The sequence below is a fragment of the Falsochrobactrum tianjinense genome (genome assembly GCF_019100495.1).
GTDB lineage: Bacteria > Pseudomonadota > Alphaproteobacteria > Rhizobiales > Rhizobiaceae > Brucella > Brucella tianjinense.
On the sequence record NZ_JAHRVA010000001.1, the window covers coordinates 1,003,607 to 1,024,456 of the forward strand.

Consider the following 20,850-nt stretch of genomic DNA (forward strand, 5'->3'; position numbering starts at 1 on the left):
TATGGGCTTGATACCGTCTGCTCTCGGACATCTGGCCGCACTATCCCCACCTGTTGGGGCGAAGGGCTTGCGCTTGGGTGCCTGCTGCGCTAACCGTCCCCACGAAATGAGCTGAGTTCGCACGGCATGCCTTTTGAAGCTGCTTGGGGCGACGAGGTTGCAGCAGATGCAATGTGTCGCATGGCCGTAGGCTCCAAAAAGCTTATGACAGGCGGCGCAGCCTCGTATTCAAGCCGGATAAGGATCATGAACGAGCTTTTGAATTCCTATTTGCCGATAGTCATCTTTCTGGGTATCGCAATGATAATTGGTGTAGCCCTGCTGGTTGCGCCGTTTCTTGTCGCTTACAGGCAGCCGGACCCGGAAAAGCTTTCCGCTTACGAGTGCGGCTTCAATGCCTTTGACGATGCGCGCATGAAGTTCGACGTCCGTTTCTATCTGGTGTCGATTCTTTTCATCATTTTCGATCTGGAAGTCGCCTTCCTGTTCCCATGGGCTGTGTCATTCGGCGCAATCGGCTGGTTTGGTTTCCTGTCGATGATGGTCTTCCTTGGCGTTTTGACCATCGGCTTCATATATGAATGGAAGAAAGGAGCGCTGGAATGGGATTGAGCAATACCAACTCTACACTTGTGGCTCCGCAGCCAAAAGGCATTCTGGATCCACGCACGGGCAAGCCTGTCGGCTCTGACGATGCGTTCTTTAACGATCTCAATGGCGAACTGTCCGACAAGGGTTTCATCGTCACGTCGGCTGACGCGCTGATCACCTGGGCGCGTACCGGCTCTCTGATGTGGATGACCTTCGGTCTTGCATGCTGCGCCGTGGAAATGATGCATATTTCCATGCCGCGCTATGACGCCGAGCGTTTCGGCATTGCGCCGCGTGCTTCTCCGCGTCAGTCCGACGTGATGATCGTCGCGGGTACGCTGACCAACAAGATGGCTCCGGCGCTGCGCAAGGTCTACGACCAGATGCCGGAGCCACGCTACGTGATTTCGATGGGCTCCTGCGCCAATGGTGGCGGCTATTACCACTATTCCTATTCGGTGGTGCGCGGCTGCGATCGTGTGGTTCCGGTCGATATTTACGTGCCCGGCTGCCCGCCCACCGCAGAGGCGCTGCTTTACGGCATTCTTCTGTTGCAGAAGAAAATCCGCCGCACCGGCACGATCGAGCGTTAATTATGGCTTCGGCCCAAAAGCGCGGCAAGGTTCGTTGGGGCTCGGCTGCTACCTCCCAAGGGCAGGGCGAGTTCTAAAAAAGGAAGTTAAGGATATGAGCGAAGAAGCTCTCGGTGAACTTTCCGGTTATATCAAGGAACGTCTCGGCGATTCTATCGAAGAGACGAAGCTGGCCTATGGCGAGCTGACGCTCAGTGTTCCGGTGGCGAGCCTCATCAGCGTTCTGACTTTCCTGCGTGACGATGTGCAGTGCCAGTTCATCAATCTGACGGACATTTCTGGCGTTGACTATCCGCAGCGCGCAAAGCGCTTTGAAGTGGTCTATCAGCTTCTGTCTCCGCGCCAGAACCAGCGCATTCGCGTTAAGGTCGAGGCGGACGAGGATACGTTGGTGCCTTCGGCAACCGCCGTCTTCATCGGCGCCGACTGGTTTGAGCGGGAAGCCTACGATATGTATGGTGTCCTTTTCTCCGGCCATCCGGACCTGCGCCGCATCCTGACCGATTACGGCTTTGAAGGCCATCCGCTGCGCAAGGATTTTCCGCTGACGGGCTTTGTGGAGGTGCGCTACAGCGACGAGCTGAAACGCGTTGTCTACCAGCCGGTGGAACTGCGTCAGGAGTTCCGCAATTTCGATTTTCTCTCGCCATGGGAAGGGACGGATTACGTCTTGCCGGGCGATGAGAAAGCAAAGACGAACTGAGCGACAGGAAGCTGAACATGGCTGAGACTCAGGTCCGCAATTTTAATATCAACTTCGGTCCGCAGCACCCTGCGGCGCACGGCGTGCTGCGTCTGGTGCTTGAACTCGACGGTGAAGTCGTCGAGCGCGTCGATCCGCATATCGGTCTGCTGCATCGCGGCACCGAGAAGCTGATGGAGGCCAAGACTTACCTCCAGGCTTTGCCTTATCTCGATCGCCTCGATTACGTGGCGCCGATGAATCAGGAACACGCCTATGCGCTCGCTGTCGAACGCCTTCTGGGTATCGACGTGCCGAAGCGCGGCCAGCTTATCCGCGTTCTGTTTTCGGAAATCGGCCGTATCCTCAATCATTTGCTGAACGTGACCACGCAGGCCATGGACGTTGGCGCGCTGACGCCGCCGCTCTGGGGCTTCGAGGAGCGCGAAAAGCTGATGGTGTTCTATGAACGCGCCTGCGGCGCGCGCATGCACGCGGCTTACTTCCGTCCGGGCGGCGTTCACCAGGACCTGCCTGACCAGCTTATCGAAGATATCGGCAAGTGGATCGACCCGTTCCACACCACACTGAAGAATCTTGACGATCTCATCACGCCGAACCGCATTTTCAAGCAGCGCAACGTCGATATCGGCGTAGTTTCGCTGGAAGATGCGTGGGCATGGGGCTTCTCGGGCGTCATGGTTCGCGGCTCTGGCGCTGCATGGGATCTGCGCAAGTCGCAGCCTTATGAGTGCTATAGCGAGATGGAATTCGATATTCCGATCGGCAAGAACGGCGATTGCTACGACCGTTACCTGATCCGCATGGAAGAAATGCGCCAGTCGGCGCACATCATGCGTCAGTGCGTTGACCAGCTTCTCGGCAAGGAACGCGTCGGCCCGGTCTCCAACACCGACAACAAGATTGTGCCGCCGAAGCGCGGCGAGATGAAGCGCTCGATGGAAGCGCTCATCCATCACTTCAAGCTTTACACGGAAGGCTACCATGTGCCTGCCGGTGAAGTTTATGCAGCAGTCGAAGCCCCGAAGGGTGAATTTGGCGTCTTCCTCGTTTCGGACGGCTCCAACAAGCCTTATCGCTGCAAGCTGCGCGCCCCGGGCTTTGCCCATCTTCAGGCTATGGATTTCCTGTGCCGCGGCCACATGCTGGCCGACGTGTCGGCAATCCTTGGCTCGCTTGATATTGTGTTTGGTGAGGTTGACCGCTGATGTCCGTTCGCCGTCTCGCAGATGATGCCGTCCAGCCGGCTGGTTTCGCGTTCAACGCGGAAAATGAGGCCTGGGCGCACAAGACGATTGCAAAATACCCGGAAGGCCGCCAGCAGTCGGCCGTCATTCCGCTGCTCATGCGTGCGCAGGAGCAGGATGGCTGGGTCACGAAGGCTGCCATCGAGCATGTTGCTGCAATGCTCGACATGCCGCTGATCCGCGTTTTGGAAGTCGCAACCTTCTATACGCAGTTCCAGCTCAAGCCGGTCGGTACGCGTGCCCACATTCAGGTTTGCGGAACCACGCCGTGCATGCTGCGCGGCTCGGAAGCGCTGATGGACGTCTGCCGCCACAAGATCCACCACGATCCTTTCGAACTGAATGCCGAAGGCACGCTGTCGTGGGAAGAGGTGGAATGTCAGGGCGCGTGCGTCAACGCACCGATGGTCATGATCTTCAAGGATGCTTATGAAGACCTGACGCCGGAACGCCTTGCCGAAATCATCGACGCTTTCGAAGCAGGGAAGGGTGATGCGGTTAAGCCGGGTCCGCAGAACGACCGGGTGACGTCCGAGCCGATCAACGGCCTGACGTCGCTGACGGAAGATCTGGACTACAAGAAGATCGGCCTGGAAACCCGCAAGGCATCCGACGCCGCCGCTGCCAAGGCCAAGGCCGAGGCGGAAGCCAAAGCGAAGGCTGAGGCCGAAACCGTCGCGCCGTCCAATGCCGCCAAGCCTGTAACCAACGCGCCTGAAACCGCGCCGGCCCTCAAGACGCCGTCTGACGTCAAGGTGTCGAATGCGAAGGAAAAGGCTGCGTCGGTCGAGGCAAAGCAGGACTTCAAGCTCGATGACAAGAACCGCCCGGCTGCCATGGAACGCCCGGAAGCGGCTGACGATCTGAAGCTTATTTCAGGCGTCGGCCCGAAGATCGAAGCCACCTTGCACGAGCTTGGTATCTTCACTTTCAGACAAGTCGCTTCCTGGAAGAAGGCCGAGCGCGAATGGGTTGACGGTTATCTGAGTTTCCACGGTCGCATCGACCGTGAAGACTGGGTGAAGCAAGCCAAAGCTTTGGCCAAGGGCGGTGTCGAGGAATACATCAAGGTATTCGGAAAGAAGCCGGTATGATGAGCCTCCCGCCAAGGTCGGATATTGTGACTAACACGAACGGAAACAGGTGAGACATGCTGGCTGATAAAGATCGCATCTTCACCAATATTTATGGCTTCAAGGACCAGTCCTTGAAGGGCGCGATGTCGCGCGGCCATTGGGACAACACCAAGGGCTTCATCGACAACGGCCGTGACTGGATCATCGACGAGATGAAGGCGTCCGGTTTGCGTGGCCGCGGCGGCGCTGGCTTCCCGACCGGCCTCAAGTGGTCGTTCATGCCCAAACAGAGCGACGGACGTCCGCATTATCTCGTCGTCAATGCCGACGAATCCGAGCCGGGCACCTGTAAGGACCGCGAAATTCTGCGCCACGATCCGCACACGCTGATCGAAGGCTGCGTGATCGCCGGTTGCGCCATGGGTGCGCATACCGCTTACATCTATCTGCGCGGCGAATTCATGCGCGAGCGTGAAGCGCTTCAGGCGGCGATTGATGAATGCTACGATGCCGGCCTTCTCGGCAAGGACAACAAGTGCGGCTGGGATATGGACATATTCCTGCATCACGGCGCGGGCGCTTACATCTGCGGCGAGGAAACAGCGCTGCTGGAAAGCCTTGAAGGCAAGAAGGGCCAGCCGCGTCTGAAGCCGCCGTTCCCCGCGAACATGGGCCTCTATGGCTGCCCGACCACGGTCAACAACGTTGAATCGATCGCGGTTGCGCCGACAATTCTGCGTCGCGGCGGAGCATGGTTCTCGTCCATTGGCCGTCCGAACAATGTCGGCACCAAGCTGTTCCAGATTTCCGGTCATGTGAATACGCCATGCACCGTGGAAGAAGGTCTGGGCATTACCTTCCGCGAACTGATCGAGAAGCACGCTGGCGGCATCCGCGGCGGCTGGGATAATCTTCTCGGGGTCATTCCCGGCGGCGCATCCTGCCCTGTCGTCAAGGCAGAGGACATGATGGATGCCGTGATGGATTTCGACGGCATGCGCGAAGTTAAATCTTCGTTCGGTACCGGCGGCGTGATCGTCATGGACAAGTCCACCGACATCATCAAGGCGATTGCGCGTCTTGCGGCGTTCTTCAAGCACGAAAGCTGCGGTCAGTGCACACCATGCCGTGAAGGTACGGGCTGGATGTGGCGCGTGATGGAACGCATGGTCAAGGGCAACGCGCAGAAGCGTGAGATCGACATGCTGTTCGACGTCACCAAGCAGATTGAAGGTCACACGATCTGCGCGCTTGGTGATGCGGCTGCATGGCCTATTCAGGGCCTGATCCGCAATTTCCGTCCGGAAATTGAAAAGCGTATCGATGAATATACACGCAACGCCGTTCAGAGCCGCAACATTCGTCTGGAAGCAGCGGAATAAGCGGGCTGAACAAGTTGTGAGACTTGCCTGGCAGGCAGGTCTGGAAGTCTGACATCTAGAATATGCGGCATGAGCCGCAGGTTTGGAAAAGCGATGGCAAAGATCAAGGTTGACGGCACAGAGATCGAAATTCCCGATCACTATACGCTCCTTCAGGCTGCCGAAGCCGCAGGCGCGGAAGTGCCGCGTTTTTGTTTCCACGAACGGCTTTCCATCGCCGGAAACTGCCGTATGTGTCTGGTTGAAGTAAAAGGCGGACCGCCGAAGCCGGCGGCATCCTGCGCCATGGGCGTGCGCGACCTGCGTCCCGGTCCGAACGGCGAAGCGCCCGAAATCTTCACCAACACGCCGATGGTCAAGAAGGCCCGCGAAGGCGTGATGGAATTCCTGCTTATCAACCACCCGCTGGATTGCCCGATCTGCGATCAGGGCGGCGAGTGCGACTTGCAGGATCAGGCGATGGCCTTCGGCACGGACGGTTCGCGCTATCGCGAGAACAAGCGCGCTGTCGAGAACAAATATATCGGTCCGCTCGTCAAGACGGTCATGACGCGCTGCATCCACTGCACGCGCTGCGTCCGCTTCACGACCGAAGTGGCCGGCATTTCCGAGCTGGGTCTGATCGGTCGCGGCGAAGACGCCGAGATCACCACCTATCTCGAACGCGCCATGACCTCGGAACTTCAGGGCAATGTCATCGACCTGTGCCCGGTCGGCGCTCTGACCTCGCGTCCTTACGCTTTCCAGGCGCGTCCGTGGGAATTGAACAAGACCGAAACCATCGACGTGATGGATGCGGTCGGTTCCAACATCCGCGTTGACACCCGTGGCCGTGAAGTGATGCGCGTCATGCCGCGCATCAATGAACACGTCAACGAAGAGTGGATTTCCGACAAGACCCGCTTCATCTGGGACGGTCTGCGCACGCAGCGCCTCGACCGTCCATATGTGCGCAAGGATGGCCGCCTGGTCGCGGCGTCGTGGCCTGAAGCTTTCGCAGCAATCGCTGCCAGGGTTTCGGCAACATCGGCCGACAGAATAGGCGCTGTTGCCGGCGATCTGGCTTCGGTCGAAGAAATCTATGCGCTGAAGACCCTGATGGGCTCGCTCGGCTCCACCAATATCGACAGCCGTCAGGATGGCGTGAGCCTCGATCCGGCGCTCGGTCGTGCAACCTACCTTTTCAACACTTCGATCGAAGGCATTGAAAACGCTGATGCTTTGCTCATCATCGGTTCCAATCCGCGGATCGAAGCCGCAGTTCTGAATGCACGCATTCGCAAGCGCCAGCGCATGGGGCCGTTCCCGGTCGCGCTGATTGGCGAACAGACTGAGCTGCGTTACGACTACGAGTATCTGGGCGCAGGCGCAGACACGCTCGCAGCCGTTGCCGCTGGCAAACACGCATTCCGCGACGTGCTGGCCAAGGCCGAACGTCCGCTGATCATCATCGGTCAGGGCGCGCTCACCGGCGATAATGGCCGTGCGGTTCTTTCGACCGCCGCCAAGCTTGCGCAGGATGTCGGTGCGATCAAGGACGAATGGAACGGCTTCTCCGTTCTGCATACCGCAGCTTCGCGCGTCGGCGCTCTGGACCTCGGCTTCGTGCCGGGCGAGGGCGGCAAGCCGGCCCGTGATATGCTGGGCAAGCTTGATGTCGTGTTCCTGCTCGGTGCAGACGAACTCGACATGACCGCCAAGGGTTCGAGCTTCGTGGTGTACATCGGCACGCACGGCGATGCCGGTGCGCATGTCGCAGACGTCATTCTGCCGGGCGCAGCCTATACGGAAAAGTCGGGCACATGGCTCAACACCGAAGGCCGCGTGCAGCTCGGCAACCGCGCCGGTTTCGCACCGGGCGAGGCTAAGGAAGACTGGGCGATCCTGCGCGCTCTTTCCGACAGCCTGGGCAAGCGCCTGCCGTTCGACTCGCTGTCGCAGCTTCGCGCGAAGCTCTATGCGGACTACCCGCATATGATGGCTATCGACACCATTACACCTGCTTCCGCCGACGATCTCGTCGCGCTGGCAGGCAAGGCTTCCAATCCGGGCAGCGACGCGTTCGTTTCCCCGGTCAAGGATTTTTACCTCACGAACCCGATCGCCCGCGCTTCCGCCGTCATGGCAGAGTGCTCGGCGCTTGCGGCAGGCAGCTTCAGCCAGGCAGCCGAGTAAGGCGAGAGAGAGACGGAAAAATGGACGGAATTTTTGCAGCTTACGTCTTGCCCGCGCTGATCATAGCGCTGAAGTCGGTCGTTCTGCTCGTCGTATTGCTGATTGTCGTGGCATACCTGCTTTATGCGGATCGCAAGATCTGGGCGGCGGTACAGCTTCGCCGCGGCCCGAACGTGGTCGGCCCCTGGGGTCTGTTCCAGGCTTTTGCCGACTTGTTCAAATTCGTTTTCAAGGAACCGATCATCCCGTCGGGCGCCAACAAGGGCGTGTTCCTGCTGGCTCCGTTCGTTTCGGCGGTTCTGGCACTGGCGACATGGGCGGTCATTCCGGTCAGCGAAGGCTGGGCGATCGCCAATATCAACGTCGGCATTCTCTACATCTTCGCCATTTCTTCGCTTGAAGTTTATGGCGTCATCATGGGCGGCTGGGCGTCCAACTCGAAGTATCCGTTCCTCGGCGCGCTTCGTTCTGCCGCCCAGATGGTTTCCTATGAAGTGTCCATCGGCTTCGTGATCGTCACGGTGCTGCTGACGGTTGGCTCGCTCAATCTCACCGACATCGTTCTGTCGCAGAATACCGGACTTGGCACCATGCTGGGCCTGCCGGGTTCGTTCCTCGACTGGAACTGGCTCAGCCTGTTTCCGATGTTCGTGATCTTCTATATCTCGGCTCTTGCTGAAACGAACCGCCCGCCTTTCGATCTGGTCGAAGCGGAATCGGAACTCGTGGCCGGTCACATGATCGAATATTCGTCCACGCCGTTTCTGCTGTTCTTCCTTGGTGAATATGTGGCGATTACGCTGATGTGCGCCCTGATGACCATCCTGTTCCTCGGCGGCTGGCTGCCTCCGGTTGATGTGTGGTTCCTCAGCTGGGTGCCGGGCATCATCTGGTTCATGCTGAAGCTGTGCTTCTGCTTCTTCCTCTTCGCCATGGCGAAGGCAATCGTCCCGCGCTACCGTTACGACCAGCTGATGCGTCTGGGCTGGAAAGTGTTCCTGCCGATCTCGCTGTTCATGGTTGTCGCCACGGCAACCTTCCTCAAAGTCTTCGGTCTGGCGTAAGGAGTAATAAGAATGGCTTCAATCGCACAAGCGGCCAAATCGCTCCTTCTCAAGGAATTCGTCGCGGCTTTCTTCCTTTCCATGCGTCAGTTCTTTGCGCCCAAGGCGACACTGAACTACCCGCATGAAAAAGGCCCGGTTTCGCCGCGCTTCCGTGGCGAGCATGCGCTGCGCCGTTATCCCAACGGTGAAGAACGCTGCATCGCCTGCAAGCTTTGCGAGGCGATTTGCCCGGCGCAGGCCATCACCATCGAGGCTGGTCCGCGCCGCAACGACGGCACGCGCCGCACGGTGCGTTACGACATCGACATGGTGAAGTGCATCTATTGCGGCTTCTGTCAGGAAGCCTGCCCGGTGGATGCCATCGTTGAAGGTCCGAACTTCGAGTTCGCGACCGAAACGCGTGAAGAGCTTTACTACGACAAGGAAAAGCTCCTTGCTAATGGCGACCGCTGGGAACGCGAAATCGCGCGCAATATTGCGTTGGATGCGCCGTATCGCTGATCGGTAACAGCCGGAATTTTGTTCCGGCTGCCGAGGTTTTGAAATTGGCGGCAAGGTGGGGAGACCCGGCTTGCCGCTGGAATTCGGGTTTCGCGAGTTTCTCGCGGCAAACAAAGAATAAAGCGGGCAAGGCAATAAGGCTTTGCTCACGGAAAGGTGTTGGGGGTTCCCCATGCTAACAGGTATTGCGGCAGCGTTCTTCTATCTGTTCGCCTTTATCATGATCGCCAGTGCGTTCATGGTGATTGCGGCGCGCAACCCCGTGCATTCGGTGCTGTTTCTGATCCTCACATTCTTCAATGCGGCGGCTTTGTTCCTGCTGACGGGGGCCGAGTTCCTCGCCATGATCCTGCTCGTCGTTTATGTCGGCGCTGTGGCGGTGCTCTTCCTCTTCGTCGTCATGATGCTTGATGTGGATTTTGCGGAACTGAAGCGCGGCGCACTGCAATATGCGCCGGTCGGCGCTCTGGTGGGGCTCATCCTGCTGGGCGAACTGATCGTTGTTTTTGCAGGCCCGATGTTCGCGCCGAAGCTGGGCGAGGGTACGGTTCCGATCCCGGATCTTGCCGTGCGCCCCAACACGGCTGCATTGGGCGACATTATTTATACTGACTTTGTCTTTCAGTTTCAGATTGCCGGATTGATCCTTCTGGTGGCCATGATCGGCGCGATTGTTCTGACCTTGCGACACAAGCCCAATATTAAGCGCCAGTCTATCCCGGTCCAGGTTGCGCGTACGCCTGAAACGGCGATCGAGATCAAACAGGTGGAAACAGGCAAAGGCATCAGAGGATAAGCATATGGAAATCGATATTGCTCACTATCTGACCGTTTCGGCCATTCTTTTCACGCTTGGCGTTTTCGGGATTTTCTTGAACCGCAAGAACGTCATCATCATCCTGATGTCGGTCGAATTGATCCTGCTGTCGGTCAATCTCAATTTTGTGGCGTTTTCCTCTGTTCTCGGCGATATGGTCGGGCAGGTCTTCGCGCTCTTCGTTCTGACTGTTGCTGCTGCTGAAGCGGCAATCGGTCTGGCAATTCTCGTTGTTTTCTTCCGTAACCGCGGCTCCATCGCGGTGGAAGACGTCAATGTTATGAAAGGTTGACGGGCAAATGCTCTATTACGCGATCGTCTTCCTTCCGCTTATTGGTTTTCTTGTTGCCGGGCTTTTCGGCAACAAGATCGGAGCCAAAGCGAGCGAATACATCACTTCCGGCCTCATGGTCATCGTTGCGGTCTGCTCATGGGTCGCATTCTTCCAGATTCCGCTGGGCGAAACGCAGACCGTCCGTATCCCCGTTCTGGAATGGGTAACTTCGGGCGCGCTTTCTTTCGATTGGGCTTTGCGCATCGATACGCTGACCGGCGTCATGCTCGTTGTCATCAACTCGGTATCGGCACTGGTGCATATTTATTCCATCGGATACATGCACCACGATCCGCATCGTCCGCGTTTCTTTGCATATCTGTCACTCTTCACCTTCGCCATGCTTACGCTGGTAACGTCTGACAATCTCGTTCAGATGTTCTTCGGCTGGGAAGGCGTGGGGCTGGCTTCCTATCTTCTGATTGGTTTCTGGTTCCAGAAGCCGTCCGCAAATGCCGCCGCCATGAAGGCGTTCGTGGTCAACCGCGTAGGCGACTTCGGCTTCCTGCTTGGTATTTTCGGCGTGTTCGCGCTGTTCCAGTCGGTCGATTACAATACGATCTTCGCCGCTGCCGCGAATTACCTGCCTGCCGAAGGCGCTGCCGATGCAAATTCAGTCGTGCTGAATTTCCTCGGCTATGAATTGCATAAGGAAACGGCGCTGACGATTGTTTGCCTCCTGCTTTTCATGGGTGCCATGGGCAAGTCGGCGCAGTTCCTGCTCCACACCTGGCTGCCGGACGCGATGGAAGGCCCGACGCCTGTTTCGGCGCTCATTCACGCCGCAACCATGGTGACGGCGGGCGTGTTCATGGTCGCACGCATGTCGCCGCTGTTTGAACTGTCGCAGGATGCCTTGCTGATCGTCACTATTATCGGCGCAACCACGGCATTCTTTGCCGCAACGGTCGCTCTGGTTCAGAACGATATCAAGCGTGTCATCGCTTATTCAACCTGTTCGCAGCTTGGTTATATGTTCGTGGCCCTGGGCGTTGGCGCTTATGGCGCAGCCGTGTTCCACCTGTTTACGCACGCTTTCTTCAAGGCGCTGCTGTTTCTTGGTGCGGGTTCGGTCATTCATGCCGTTTCCGATGAGCAGGACATGCGCCGCATGGGTGGTCTGCGCAAGCTGATCCCGACGACCTACTGGATGATGCTGATCGGAACGATTGCGATTACCGGCGTCGGCATTCCGGGAACGGTCATCGGCACCGCCGGCTTCTTTTCAAAGGATGCGATTATCGAATCTGTTTTTGCATCGCATAGTGCTGCAAGCGGTTACGCCTTCTGGCTTCTGGTGATCGCGGCCCTGTTTACGAGCTTCTATTCATGGCGTCTGATTTTCATGACTTTCCACGGCAAGCCGCGTGCTTCTGCCGAAGTCATGCATCATGTTCATGACTCGCCTCCTGTCATGCTCGTGCCGCTGTTTCTCCTGGGTGCAGGCGCCTTGTTTGCAGGCGTTCTCTTCAAGGAACATTTCTTCGGCCATGATTATGTGGAGTTCTGGAAGGGCGCGTTGTTCACCCTGCCGGGTAACCAGATTGTCGAGGAATATCACCATGTTCCGCTGCTGGTGAAGCTGTCGCCATTCATTTCGATGGTAATCGGTTTCGTCATTGCCTGGATATTCTACATTCGCTCGCCGGAAATTCCGAAGGATCTCGCAGTCCGCCATCGCGGTCTCTACCAGTTCCTCCTGAACAAGTGGTACTTCGACGAACTGTACGACTTCATCTTCGTTCGTCCGGCGCGCTGGCTTGGCCGCGTGTTCTGGAAGGGCGGCGATGGCTGGCTCATTGACGGTTTCGGCCCGGACGGCGTGTCGGCCCGTGTGCTCGATGTCACCAACCGCGTCGTCAAGATGCAGTCCGGATACCTTTATCATTACGCATTCGCGATGCTGATCGGCGTCGCCGCGCTCGTCACCTGGATGATGCTCGGGAGCTCTTTCTGATGACCGACTGGCCAATTCTTTCTACGGTCACATTTCTGCCGCTCGTCGGCGCCTTGTTGATCCTTCTCATCAAGGATGACAGCGAAGCTGCGCGCCGCAACATCAAGAATGTTGCGCTGCTCACGACTGTTTTCGCTTTCATTCTTTCGCTGGTCGTCTGGGCGGGGTTCGATAATTCGAATCCCGGCTTCCAGATGGTCGAACAGGTCGACTGGCTCGGCGGCGGCATTTCATACCATATGGGTGTTGACGGCATTTCGATGCTTTTCGTCGTGCTTTCGGCTTTCCTCATGCCATTCTGTATTCTGGCGAGCTGGGAAGCGATCGATAAGCGCGTCAAGGAATACATGATCGCGTTCCTTATTCTGGAAACGCTTCTGATTGGCGTGTTCTGCGCGCTTGATCTGTTCCTGTTCTATGTGTTCTTTGAAGCAAGCCTTATTCCGATGTTCATCATCATCGGTGTGTGGGGTGGCAAGCGCCGCGTTTATGCGAGCCTTAAATTCTTCCTCTATACGCTGCTCGGTTCCGTGCTGATGCTGATCGCTGTCATGGCGATGTACTGGCAGGCCGGCACGCTGAATATCGTAGAACTGCTCCAGCACGAATTCCCGGCAAGCATGCAGACATGGTTATGGCTGGCCTTCTTCGCGTCTTTTGCCGTGAAGATGCCGATGTGGCCGGTACATACATGGTTGCCTGACGCCCACGTTGAAGCACCAACTGCCGGTTCGGTCATTCTGGCCGGCATTCTGCTCAAGCTCGGCGGCTATGGCTTCCTGCGTTTTTCGCTGCCGATGTTCCCGCTGGCTTCCGCCGATTTTGCTCCTTTGATCTTCGCTTTGTCCGTTATTGCGATCATCTACACATCGCTTGTTGCCTTCGTGCAGGACGATATGAAGAAGCTGATTGCCTATTCGTCGGTCGCCCATATGGGGTATGTGACAATGGGTATTTTTGCCGCCAACGAGCAGGGCGTGCAGGGCGCGATCTTCCAGATGCTCTCGCATGGTATCGTCTCCAGCGCATTATTCCTTTGCGTGGGCGTGATCTACGACCGCATGCATACACGCGAGATCGCTGCCTTTGGTGGACTCGTCAACAATATGCCCAAATATGCCGTCGCATTCATGGTTTTCACCATGGCGAATGTCGGCCTTCCGGGTACGTCGGGTTTCGTTGGCGAATTCCTCACTTTGTTCGGTATTTTCCGCGTGAATACATGGGTAGCGGTGTTTGCTACGAGCGGTGTGATCCTGTCGGCCTGCTATGCCCTGTGGCTCTATCGCAAGGTGGTGTTCGGCGCGTTGACCAAGGAAAGCCTCAAAGTGCTTCTTGACCTCAGCCCGCGTGAAAAGCTGATCCTCTATCCGATTGTGGTCCTCACTATTTTCTTCGGCGTGTATCCGATGCCGGTCTTCGATGCGACCGCAGGTGCCGTGCATGCTCTGGTTAATCAATACGAAGCAGCGCTGGCCAATGCAGCCAGCGCTATGCTGGCGCAATAAGTAAAGGCGAAGGCCCGATGCAAACCGACCTGATTGCTTCCCTGTCTCTCGCAGCTCCCGAGATTCTCCTCGCGCTGAGCGGGCTGGCATTGCTTATGATCGGCGTGTTCTCCGGAGAGCGCGCCTCCACCCTCGTTAATGGACTTGCCGTCGCTGTTCTGATTGCTGCGCTGGCTCTTGTCATTATTTTCCCGCACGATGGCACCGCCTTTGCCGATGGCTTCGTCAACGATGCCTTTGCACGCTTCATGAAAGTGCTGACGCTGATCGGTTCTATTGTGACGCTCGTCATGTCTGTCGGCTTTGCGCGTGAAGAAAAATTCGACAAGTTCGAGTTTCCTGTACTGATCGTCCTTTCGACGCTCGGCATGCTCATCATGGTGTCCGCTTCCAATATGCTGACGCTTTATCTGGGCCTCGAATTGCAGTCTCTGGCGCTCTATGTGCTTGCAGCATTCAATCGCGAGAACCTGCGTTCCACGGAAGCCGGTCTGAAATATTTCGTCCTTGGCTCACTATCATCAGGTATGCTGCTCTACGGTATCACCCTTGTTTATGGCTATACCGGGCATATCGGCTTCAATGAAATCGCCAGCGTAGTCTCGGGTGGAGAGCGCCAGCTGGGGCTGGTCTTTGGTCTGGTATTCATCCTTGCCGGCCTTTGCTTCAAGATTTCTGTTGTCCCGTTCCATATGTGGACGCCCGACGTTTATGAAGGTGCGCCGACGCCTGTGACGGCTTTCTTCGCGGCGGCTCCGAAAATGGCGGCAATGGCATTGATCGTGCGTGTGGTTTCGGATGCTTTTGCTCCGGTCACGCATGACTGGCAGCAGATCATCACCTTCGTTGCTATCGCTTCGATGGTGCTGGGTGCCTTTGCCGCCATCGGCCAGCGCAATATCAAGCGTCTGATGGCTTATTCATCGATCAGCCATATGGGCTACGCACTTGTCGGCCTTGCCGCTGGTACGGTTATCGGCGTGCGCGGGGTCGCCCTTTACATGCTGATCTATCTTGTCATGACGCTCGGCAGCTTTGCTTTTATTTTGTGCATGCGTACCAAGGACGGCAATGTCGAGCAGATCGACGATCTGGCTGGCCTGTCGCGCACCAATCCGGTGATTGCGACCATCATGACCGTGATACTGTTCTCGCTTGCCGGCATTCCACCTCTGGCTGGCTTCTTCGGTAAGTGGTATACTTTTATGGCCGCCGTTGAGGTCGGGCTTTATCCGCTCGCGATCATCGGTATTGTCGCGTCTGTCGTGGGTGCCTTCTATTATCTGCGCATTATCAAGCTCATGTGGTTCGATGAACCGGCAGGCGGCTTTGTTCCGGCTGCAATCGAACTGCGCCTGATTTTGGCGATATCGGGAGCATTCATCCTGTTCTATGCGCTAATCGGCGGCTGGCTTGGCGGACTTGCCGAAACCGCAGCCAAGACGTTCTTCTAATATGAGCATGACGGAAGCTGCGGGCAAAGCCATGCATTTTGCGCTTGCGCCCGTGGCTGTGATGCAAGGATATCGGCTGGAGGTCTTTCCTGTAGTCGGTTCCACCAACGCTGAGGCGCTGGCTCGCGCCAATGCTGGCGATGATGGCCTTATCTGGTTTGTGTCTCCGCGACAGGAGAGCGGGCGGGGACGGCGCGGCCGGACATGGACGACCCCTGAAGGCAACCTTGCCGCCACACTGCTTCTGGTCGATCGCTTCGATCCCGCAATCGCCGCTACTCTGGGTTTTGTCGCCGGTCTCGCTCTGACCGATGCGGTGGAGGCGGTTCTGCCGTCCGCTATCGCCGCGCGTGTAAAGCTGGCCCTGAAATGGCCGAACGACGTTTTGGTCGACAACGCCAAGCTCTCGGGCATTTTGCTCGAGACCACCTTGTTGGCGGATGGACGCTTTGGTCTTGCGGTCGGCATGGGAACCAATGTTGTAGCGACGCCAGAAGGATTGCCTTATCCTGCAGCCTCGCTTCATGGCTTGGGTAGCAATGCGGATGCGGCTACCCTCTTTCTGGCTTTGGCAGATGCCTGGTGCAACTATTACCGGATTTGGGATGGCGGACGCGGTCTGTCTGCTATCCGCGCCGAATGGCTCAAGCGCGCGCATGGTCTGGGCGAGCCCGTCGCCATGCAGCTCAACAAGCGTATCGTCGAAGGCCTGTTTGAAACCATCGATTCGGATTGCCGCCTTGTCATTCGTGAAGATGACGGGACGCGCACTACGGTGACGGCGGGTGATGTCTATTTTGGAACCGCTGCATCCATTAAAGCAGATTCCTGACTGAATATTGTGCACAAATCGTCGTTATGCGTGTTCTGGCAGGCTTGCAAACTATCGGCAGCCGGTTCAACAGAGGCATAATTACATTTTAAAATAAATAGGGAGGCATAATGCCCCGCTCACCATTGACGCAATTTGTTTTCCTGCCCCTCGGCGGCGTCGGCGAAATCGGCATGAATCTCGCCATGTATGGCTACGGGCCGGAACACAGCCGCGAATGGGTGGTCGTCGATATGGGCGTAAGCTTTGCCGGCCCTGAACATCCCGGCGCAGATCTTATTCTGCCCGACATTCGTTTCCTTGAGGCCGAAAAGCATAATTTGCGCGCGATAGTTATCACCCACGCGCACGAAGACCATTATGGCGCATTGCTCGACTTGTGGCCGAGATTGAAAGTGCCGGTCTATGCAACGCCCTTTACCGCAGGACTACTTGAGGCTAAGCGCCAGTCGGAATTCGGTGCGCCGGAAATCCCGATCACGATCTTCAAGGCTGGTGAAAGTTTTGAAGTCGGCCCTTTCAAGTTTCAGGCCCTTGCCGTCACCCATTCAATTCCGGAACCGGTTTCTCTCGCAATTACGACAGCACTCGGTACCGTTGTTCATACGGGCGACTGGAAAATGGACCCAGACCCTTCCATGGGACCGCTCATCGATGAGGCTGGCTTCCGCGCGCTCGGCGATCAGGGCGTTCTGGCGCTCATCTGCGATTCAACCAATGCAATGCGGGATGGGGAATCACCTTCTGAACGCGAAGTTGGCGAAAGCCTGCGCGATTTGATCGAAAATGCGCGCGGCCGCGTGGCGATTACAACTTTTTCTTCCAATGTTGGACGTATTCGCTCCATCACTGAAGCTGCGCGAGACGCGGGGCGGCAGGTTCTGGTTGTCGGACGCTCAATGAAGCGCACCATCGCCGTCGCCACCGAGCTTGGCTATATGGAAGGCCTGCCGGAGTTTCTGAACGAAGACGATTACGGTTATATACCGCGTGAAAACGTCGTGATGATCCTCACAGGCAGTCAGGGCGAACCGCGCGCGGCGCTCGCCAAAGTGGCGCGTGATGAGATGCGCAGCCTAGCGCTTTCTCCGGGGGATACGGTGATTTTCTCATCGCGTCCCATTCCCGGCAATGAAAAAGCCATCCTTGATATCAAGAATAAGCTGATCGATCGCGGCATCAAGCTGATTAGCGACGACGAAGCGCTTGTTCATGTTTCCGGTCATCCGCGCCGGAATGAGTTGAAGCACATGTATTCCTGGGTTCGCCCGAAAATTCTGGTGCCGGTGCATGGCGAGGCCGCTCATCTGGTGGCGCAAGGTTCGCTGGGAGCGATGGAAGGCATCGAGGAAGTCGTGCAGATACGCGATGGTGATATGCTGCGACTGGCTCCGGGCAAGGCCGAAATCATCGATGAAGCCCCAGTGGGCCGTATTTACAAAGACGGCAAGCTTATCGGCGATGAGGACGAAATCGGCATGGTCGAGCGCCGCAAGCTGGCCTATGTCGGCCATGTGGCGGTTTCCGTACTGCTCGACCGCGATCTCAAGCTGGTGGAAGAGCCCGATCTGGTCGCTTTCGGCCTTCCGGAAGAAGACAGGCAGGGTGATCTGCTGGAAGATATTCTGCTTGATGCCGCAGTCGAGGCCATCGACAGTATTCCGCGTGCACGCCGCAAGGATCTGGAAGTCGTGCGCGAATCCGTGCGCCGGGCCGTTCGGGCCGCGGCAAATGAAGTGTGGGGCAAAAAGCCGGTAGTGACGGTGTTCCTCAACCGGATAAGGTAAGCAAAACTTCGGGAGGGAAATACTGATGCTTGGACGTCTCAACCATGTCGCGATTGCAGTTCCGGATATTGAGGCCGCATCTACACTCTACCGCGACATGCTCGGCGCGAAGTTGACCCAGCCGCAGGCTTTGCCTGAACACGGTGTGACGGTCGTTTTCATTGATGTTGGCAATACCAAGATCGAACTGCTCGAACCCTTGGGCGAGGGGTCGCCCATCGCATCCTTCCTTGAAAAGAATCCTTCCGGCGGGATGCACCATCTCTGTTACGAAGTCGTGGACATTGTTGCCGCCCGCGACCGCCTAAAGGCGGAAGGGGCGCGTATCCTTGGTGATGGCGAACCGAAACTTGGCGCGCATGGAAAACTCGTACTATTCCTGCACCCCAAAGACTTTAATGGTACACTCATCGAATTGGAGGAGGTGTAAGCATGTCTCTGGTTTCCGGCATAGCGATCTATTTCATTATCTGGTGGACGACGTTGTTTGCGCTTCTGCCTGTCGGTCTGCGCACCCAGGCCGAAGAAAACGATGTGACACTAGGAACGGTGGCTAGCGCCCCGGCAAAGCCGCGTATCGGCCTCGCTTTCCTGCGTACGACCGTGGTTGCGTGCCTGATTTTCGGCCTTTATTATTATCTTACGCAGGTTAAAGGGCTGGGACTGGACGACATCCCGCATTTCTTCCCCGACCTCACCTAAAGTCGTTCCAGTGGGGCACGGAGGTTGGTGCCTATTATTTAAAGCATGCCGCGGAAAAGTGGGAACCGGTTTTTCGATAAAGACATGCGTAAAAACAAAAAGTTAAAGTGCGTCGTATAAGTATGATTAAATGCGATACGCTTTAGGTGCAAGATCGGCCATGACTGGATGATTGGTTGGATGCATGGCGTTCTGAATCAAAATCTCAGTTTGTTTGCATAAATCATTGAATAATAATAGATTTACACCGTTTCCAGCCATATTTTCGGAAGTGCTGCTAGGTGCAAATGCACCGAGTAAATGGATAAGGTTTCTTCAAGGCAAAAAAAAGCAAGGCTTCCGCCTTGCTAATTGAATACGCGTTCGACCCATTTCCATTTTACCGGCGGCAGCGTAAAATCGCGCCTGGATCCATCCTCCCAAGACTTGACCGCGTGAACCAACGGTTTTGTTCCGTTGTTAGGCTTATTGATGAAAAAAATAGCGGACTGCACAGCTTTTGTCACCAAAAATCTTTCACTGCGTCATATTTCCTTCGCAATTTTTTTCAATTTTATATTGCCTATTTGTAATATATTGAAATTTAATGTGAATTCTTTTGCCTCTTGCCCTGAGCCTTACTCCCGGTTGTGCGTATGATGGTTGTGGACGGCAAATCTCCTCTTCGGTAAAGCATGGTCGGGCGGGTTTTCAATGGCTGCATAACCCGATAAGAAGCCAATGAGTTTGCTTAATTTTTGCCTGATTCTATGCGCACTCACTGCGAGCATTCAGGTAGTTTCTCTTGATCGGTGGTCACGATGCGTCTGTCGCAATATTTTTTGCCCATTCTGAAGGAAAATCCCAAGGAGGCGGAAATTGTCTCTCACAGATTAATGCTGCGCGCGGGTATGATCCGGCAGCAGTCTGCGGGAATCTATTCGTGGCTGCCAATGGGCCTGAAGGTTCTCAACAAGGTTTGCGATATAATTCGCGAAGAGCAGAACCGCGCCGGCGCGAATGAAATATTGATGCCAACCATCCAGTCAGCGGAACTGTGGCGCGAAAGCGGCCGTTATGACGCTTATGGCAAAGAGATGTTGCGCATTCAGGACCGGCAGGAACGCGATATGCTCTTTGGCCCGACGAATGAAGAAATGGTGACGGATATTTTCCGTTCCTATGTACGCTCCTATAAGGATCTGCCGCTCAATCTTTATCATATTCAGTGGAAATTCCGCGACGAGGTGCGTCCGCGTTTTGGCGTGATGCGCTCGCGTGAATTTCTGATGAAGGATGCCTATTCGTTTGACCTTGATTTCGAGGGCGCGAAAATGGCCTATTACCGCATGTTCGTATCCTATCTGCGGACTTTCTCGCGTGTCGGCCTTCAGGCTATTCCGATGCGCGCCGATACCGGCCCGATCGGCGGCGATCTCAGTCACGAATTCATCATTCTGGCGGAAACGGGCGAAAGCCAGGTCTATTGTGACCGCGCCTATCTCGATCTGGCTGTTCCTGGAGCGGATACGGATTTCCGCAATGATGCGCAGCTTACCGATATCGTCAATAAGTGGACAACGCCTTACGCCGCAACCGACGAGATGCACGACGAAACCGCATGGGCGGATGTGAAACTCGACAGCCAGCTTTCAGCGCGTGGTATCGAGGTTGGCCATATTTTCCATTTTGGCACCAAATATTCCGAGCCCATGGGCGCTAAAGTGCAGGGGCCGGACGGCAAGGAACATTTCGTTTCGATGGGTTCTTACGGGATTGGCCCGTCGCGCCTTGTGGCTGCAGCGATTGAAGCTTTCCATGACGATGCGGGCATTATCTGGCCGAAGGCGATTGCGCCATTCGGCGCGGGCATCGTCAATATGAAGACCGGCGACCAAGCCTGCGATGGCGTGAGCGAAAAACTTTATGGGGCGCTGACGAATGCGGGCGTCGATCCCTTGCTCGATGATAAGGATGACCGTCCGGGCGCGAAATTCGCGACCATGGACCTGATTGGCCTGCCATATCAGGTGATCGTCGGTCCGCGTGGCGTGGCTGCTGGCGAAGTGGAAGTTAAGGATCGTAAAACGGGCGAGCGTCAGAACCTCACGGTCGAAGCGGCCATCAATATGCTGACGGCCTGAG

Annotated in this window: 19 protein-coding genes; all 19 read left to right on the forward strand. The window is 56.4% G+C overall.

Features of this window, described 5'->3' with window-relative positions; translation table 11 throughout:
* Positions 1-246: 246 nt before the first annotated feature.
* Entirely contained in the window at positions 247-612 is a 366-nt protein-coding gene (locus KUG47_RS04805) for an NADH-quinone oxidoreductase subunit A (protein ID WP_217676771.1), read from the forward strand.
* Positions 603-1,184: a NuoB/complex I 20 kDa subunit family protein gene (locus tag KUG47_RS04810; protein WP_217676772.1), complete on the forward strand. Its 582-nt coding sequence runs from the start codon at positions 603-605 to the stop codon at positions 1,182-1,184. The genes KUG47_RS04805 and KUG47_RS04810 overlap by 10 nt, the downstream gene beginning before the upstream one ends.
* A gap of 94 nt (positions 1,185-1,278) precedes the next feature.
* Entirely contained in the window at positions 1,279-1,887 is a 609-nt protein-coding gene (locus KUG47_RS04815) for an NADH-quinone oxidoreductase subunit C (protein ID WP_217676773.1), read from the forward strand.
* Between the two features lie 17 nt (positions 1,888-1,904).
* Positions 1,905-3,095, forward strand: coding sequence for an NADH-quinone oxidoreductase subunit D (locus KUG47_RS04820; protein WP_217676774.1), 1,191 nt, complete (start codon positions 1,905-1,907; stop codon positions 3,093-3,095).
* Positions 3,095-4,228, forward strand: a complete 1,134-nt coding sequence (locus tag KUG47_RS04825; protein WP_185917925.1) for an NADH-quinone oxidoreductase subunit E — start codon at positions 3,095-3,097, stop codon at positions 4,226-4,228. The genes KUG47_RS04820 and KUG47_RS04825 overlap by 1 nt, the downstream gene beginning before the upstream one ends.
* 56 nt (positions 4,229-4,284) lie before the next feature.
* Positions 4,285-5,592, forward strand: coding sequence for an NADH-quinone oxidoreductase subunit NuoF (gene nuoF / locus KUG47_RS04830; RefSeq protein WP_217676775.1), 1,308 nt, complete (start codon positions 4,285-4,287; stop codon positions 5,590-5,592).
* Between the two features lie 93 nt (positions 5,593-5,685).
* Positions 5,686-7,767 carry an NADH-quinone oxidoreductase subunit NuoG gene (gene nuoG, locus KUG47_RS04835; RefSeq protein ID WP_217676776.1) on the forward strand — a complete coding sequence of 694 codons (2,082 nt, stop codon included), beginning with the start codon at positions 5,686-5,688 and terminating at the stop codon, positions 7,765-7,767.
* 20 nt (positions 7,768-7,787) lie between these two features.
* Positions 7,788-8,831, forward strand: coding sequence for an NADH-quinone oxidoreductase subunit NuoH (gene nuoH, locus KUG47_RS04840; protein ID WP_185917928.1), 1,044 nt, complete (start codon positions 7,788-7,790; stop codon positions 8,829-8,831).
* 12 nt (positions 8,832-8,843) lie between these two features.
* The gene (gene nuoI / locus KUG47_RS04845; RefSeq protein WP_185917929.1) at positions 8,844-9,335 is read left to right on the forward strand and encodes an NADH-quinone oxidoreductase subunit NuoI; all 492 of its coding nucleotides are present in this window, start codon (positions 8,844-8,846) and stop codon (positions 9,333-9,335) included.
* 172 nt (positions 9,336-9,507) lie between these two features.
* Positions 9,508-10,131, forward strand: coding sequence for an NADH-quinone oxidoreductase subunit J (locus KUG47_RS04850; RefSeq protein ID WP_217676777.1), 624 nt, complete (start codon positions 9,508-9,510; stop codon positions 10,129-10,131).
* 4 nt (positions 10,132-10,135) lie between these two features.
* Positions 10,136-10,444 carry an NADH-quinone oxidoreductase subunit NuoK gene (nuoK, locus tag KUG47_RS04855; protein ID WP_217676778.1) on the forward strand — a complete coding sequence of 103 codons (309 nt, stop codon included), beginning with the start codon at positions 10,136-10,138 and terminating at the stop codon, positions 10,442-10,444.
* A 7-nt stretch (positions 10,445-10,451) separates the two neighbouring features.
* Positions 10,452-12,443 carry an NADH-quinone oxidoreductase subunit L gene (gene nuoL / locus KUG47_RS04860; protein ID WP_217676779.1) on the forward strand — a complete coding sequence of 664 codons (1,992 nt, stop codon included), beginning with the start codon at positions 10,452-10,454 and terminating at the stop codon, positions 12,441-12,443.
* Positions 12,443-13,951 carry an NADH-quinone oxidoreductase subunit M gene (locus KUG47_RS04865; protein ID WP_217676780.1) on the forward strand — a complete coding sequence of 503 codons (1,509 nt, stop codon included), beginning with the start codon at positions 12,443-12,445 and terminating at the stop codon, positions 13,949-13,951. The genes nuoL and KUG47_RS04865 overlap by 1 nt, the downstream gene beginning before the upstream one ends.
* A 17-nt stretch (positions 13,952-13,968) precedes the next feature.
* Positions 13,969-15,405: an NADH-quinone oxidoreductase subunit NuoN gene (nuoN, locus tag KUG47_RS04870; RefSeq protein ID WP_217676781.1), complete on the forward strand. Its 1,437-nt coding sequence runs from the start codon at positions 13,969-13,971 to the stop codon at positions 15,403-15,405.
* Positions 15,406-15,436: 31 nt separating this feature from the next.
* Complete coding sequence (locus KUG47_RS04875) at positions 15,437-16,237, forward strand: biotin--[acetyl-CoA-carboxylase] ligase (protein ID WP_217676985.1); 801 nt, start codon at positions 15,437-15,439, stop codon at positions 16,235-16,237.
* 110 nt (positions 16,238-16,347) lie between these two features.
* Positions 16,348-18,024: a ribonuclease J gene (locus KUG47_RS04880; protein WP_217676782.1), complete on the forward strand. Its 1,677-nt coding sequence runs from the start codon at positions 16,348-16,350 to the stop codon at positions 18,022-18,024.
* 25 nt (positions 18,025-18,049) lie between these two features.
* The gene (mce, locus tag KUG47_RS04885; RefSeq protein WP_217676783.1) at positions 18,050-18,454 is read left to right on the forward strand and encodes a methylmalonyl-CoA epimerase; all 405 of its coding nucleotides are present in this window, start codon (positions 18,050-18,052) and stop codon (positions 18,452-18,454) included.
* A 2-nt stretch (positions 18,455-18,456) separates the two neighbouring features.
* Complete coding sequence (locus tag KUG47_RS04890) at positions 18,457-18,726, forward strand: DUF1467 family protein (RefSeq protein WP_217676784.1); 270 nt, start codon at positions 18,457-18,459, stop codon at positions 18,724-18,726.
* 800 nt (positions 18,727-19,526) lie between these two features.
* Entirely contained in the window at positions 19,527-20,849 is a 1,323-nt protein-coding gene (proS, locus tag KUG47_RS04895) for a proline--tRNA ligase (protein WP_217676785.1), read from the forward strand.
* The last annotated feature ends 1 nt before the right edge of the window (position 20,850 follow it).

Bases quoted from the DNA above. Each gene is read 5' to 3' on its own strand.
- KUG47_RS04805 (WP_217676771.1), top strand. From the start codon at position 247: ATGAACGAGCTTTTGAATTCCTATTTGCCGATAGTCATCTTTCTGGGT.
- KUG47_RS04810 (WP_217676772.1), top strand. From the start codon at position 603: ATGGGATTGAGCAATACCAACTCTACACTTGTGGCTCCGCAGCCAAAA.
- KUG47_RS04815 (WP_217676773.1), top strand. From the start codon at position 1,279: ATGAGCGAAGAAGCTCTCGGTGAACTTTCCGGTTATATCAAGGAACGT.
- KUG47_RS04820 (WP_217676774.1), top strand. From the start codon at position 1,905: ATGGCTGAGACTCAGGTCCGCAATTTTAATATCAACTTCGGTCCGCAG.
- KUG47_RS04825 (WP_185917925.1), top strand. From the start codon at position 3,095: ATGTCCGTTCGCCGTCTCGCAGATGATGCCGTCCAGCCGGCTGGTTTC.
- nuoF (WP_217676775.1), top strand. From the start codon at position 4,285: ATGCTGGCTGATAAAGATCGCATCTTCACCAATATTTATGGCTTCAAG.
- nuoG (WP_217676776.1), top strand. From the start codon at position 5,686: ATGGCAAAGATCAAGGTTGACGGCACAGAGATCGAAATTCCCGATCAC.
- nuoH (WP_185917928.1), top strand. From the start codon at position 7,788: ATGGACGGAATTTTTGCAGCTTACGTCTTGCCCGCGCTGATCATAGCG.
- nuoI (WP_185917929.1), top strand. From the start codon at position 8,844: ATGGCTTCAATCGCACAAGCGGCCAAATCGCTCCTTCTCAAGGAATTC.
- KUG47_RS04850 (WP_217676777.1), top strand. From the start codon at position 9,508: ATGCTAACAGGTATTGCGGCAGCGTTCTTCTATCTGTTCGCCTTTATC.
- nuoK (WP_217676778.1), top strand. From the start codon at position 10,136: ATGGAAATCGATATTGCTCACTATCTGACCGTTTCGGCCATTCTTTTC.
- nuoL (WP_217676779.1), top strand. From the start codon at position 10,452: ATGCTCTATTACGCGATCGTCTTCCTTCCGCTTATTGGTTTTCTTGTT.
- KUG47_RS04865 (WP_217676780.1), top strand. From the start codon at position 12,443: ATGACCGACTGGCCAATTCTTTCTACGGTCACATTTCTGCCGCTCGTC.
- nuoN (WP_217676781.1), top strand. From the start codon at position 13,969: ATGCAAACCGACCTGATTGCTTCCCTGTCTCTCGCAGCTCCCGAGATT.
- KUG47_RS04875 (WP_217676985.1), top strand. From the start codon at position 15,437: ATGCATTTTGCGCTTGCGCCCGTGGCTGTGATGCAAGGATATCGGCTG.
- KUG47_RS04880 (WP_217676782.1), top strand. From the start codon at position 16,348: ATGCCCCGCTCACCATTGACGCAATTTGTTTTCCTGCCCCTCGGCGGC.
- mce (WP_217676783.1), top strand. From the start codon at position 18,050: ATGCTTGGACGTCTCAACCATGTCGCGATTGCAGTTCCGGATATTGAG.
- KUG47_RS04890 (WP_217676784.1), top strand. From the start codon at position 18,457: ATGTCTCTGGTTTCCGGCATAGCGATCTATTTCATTATCTGGTGGACG.
- proS (WP_217676785.1), top strand. From the start codon at position 19,527: ATGCGTCTGTCGCAATATTTTTTGCCCATTCTGAAGGAAAATCCCAAG.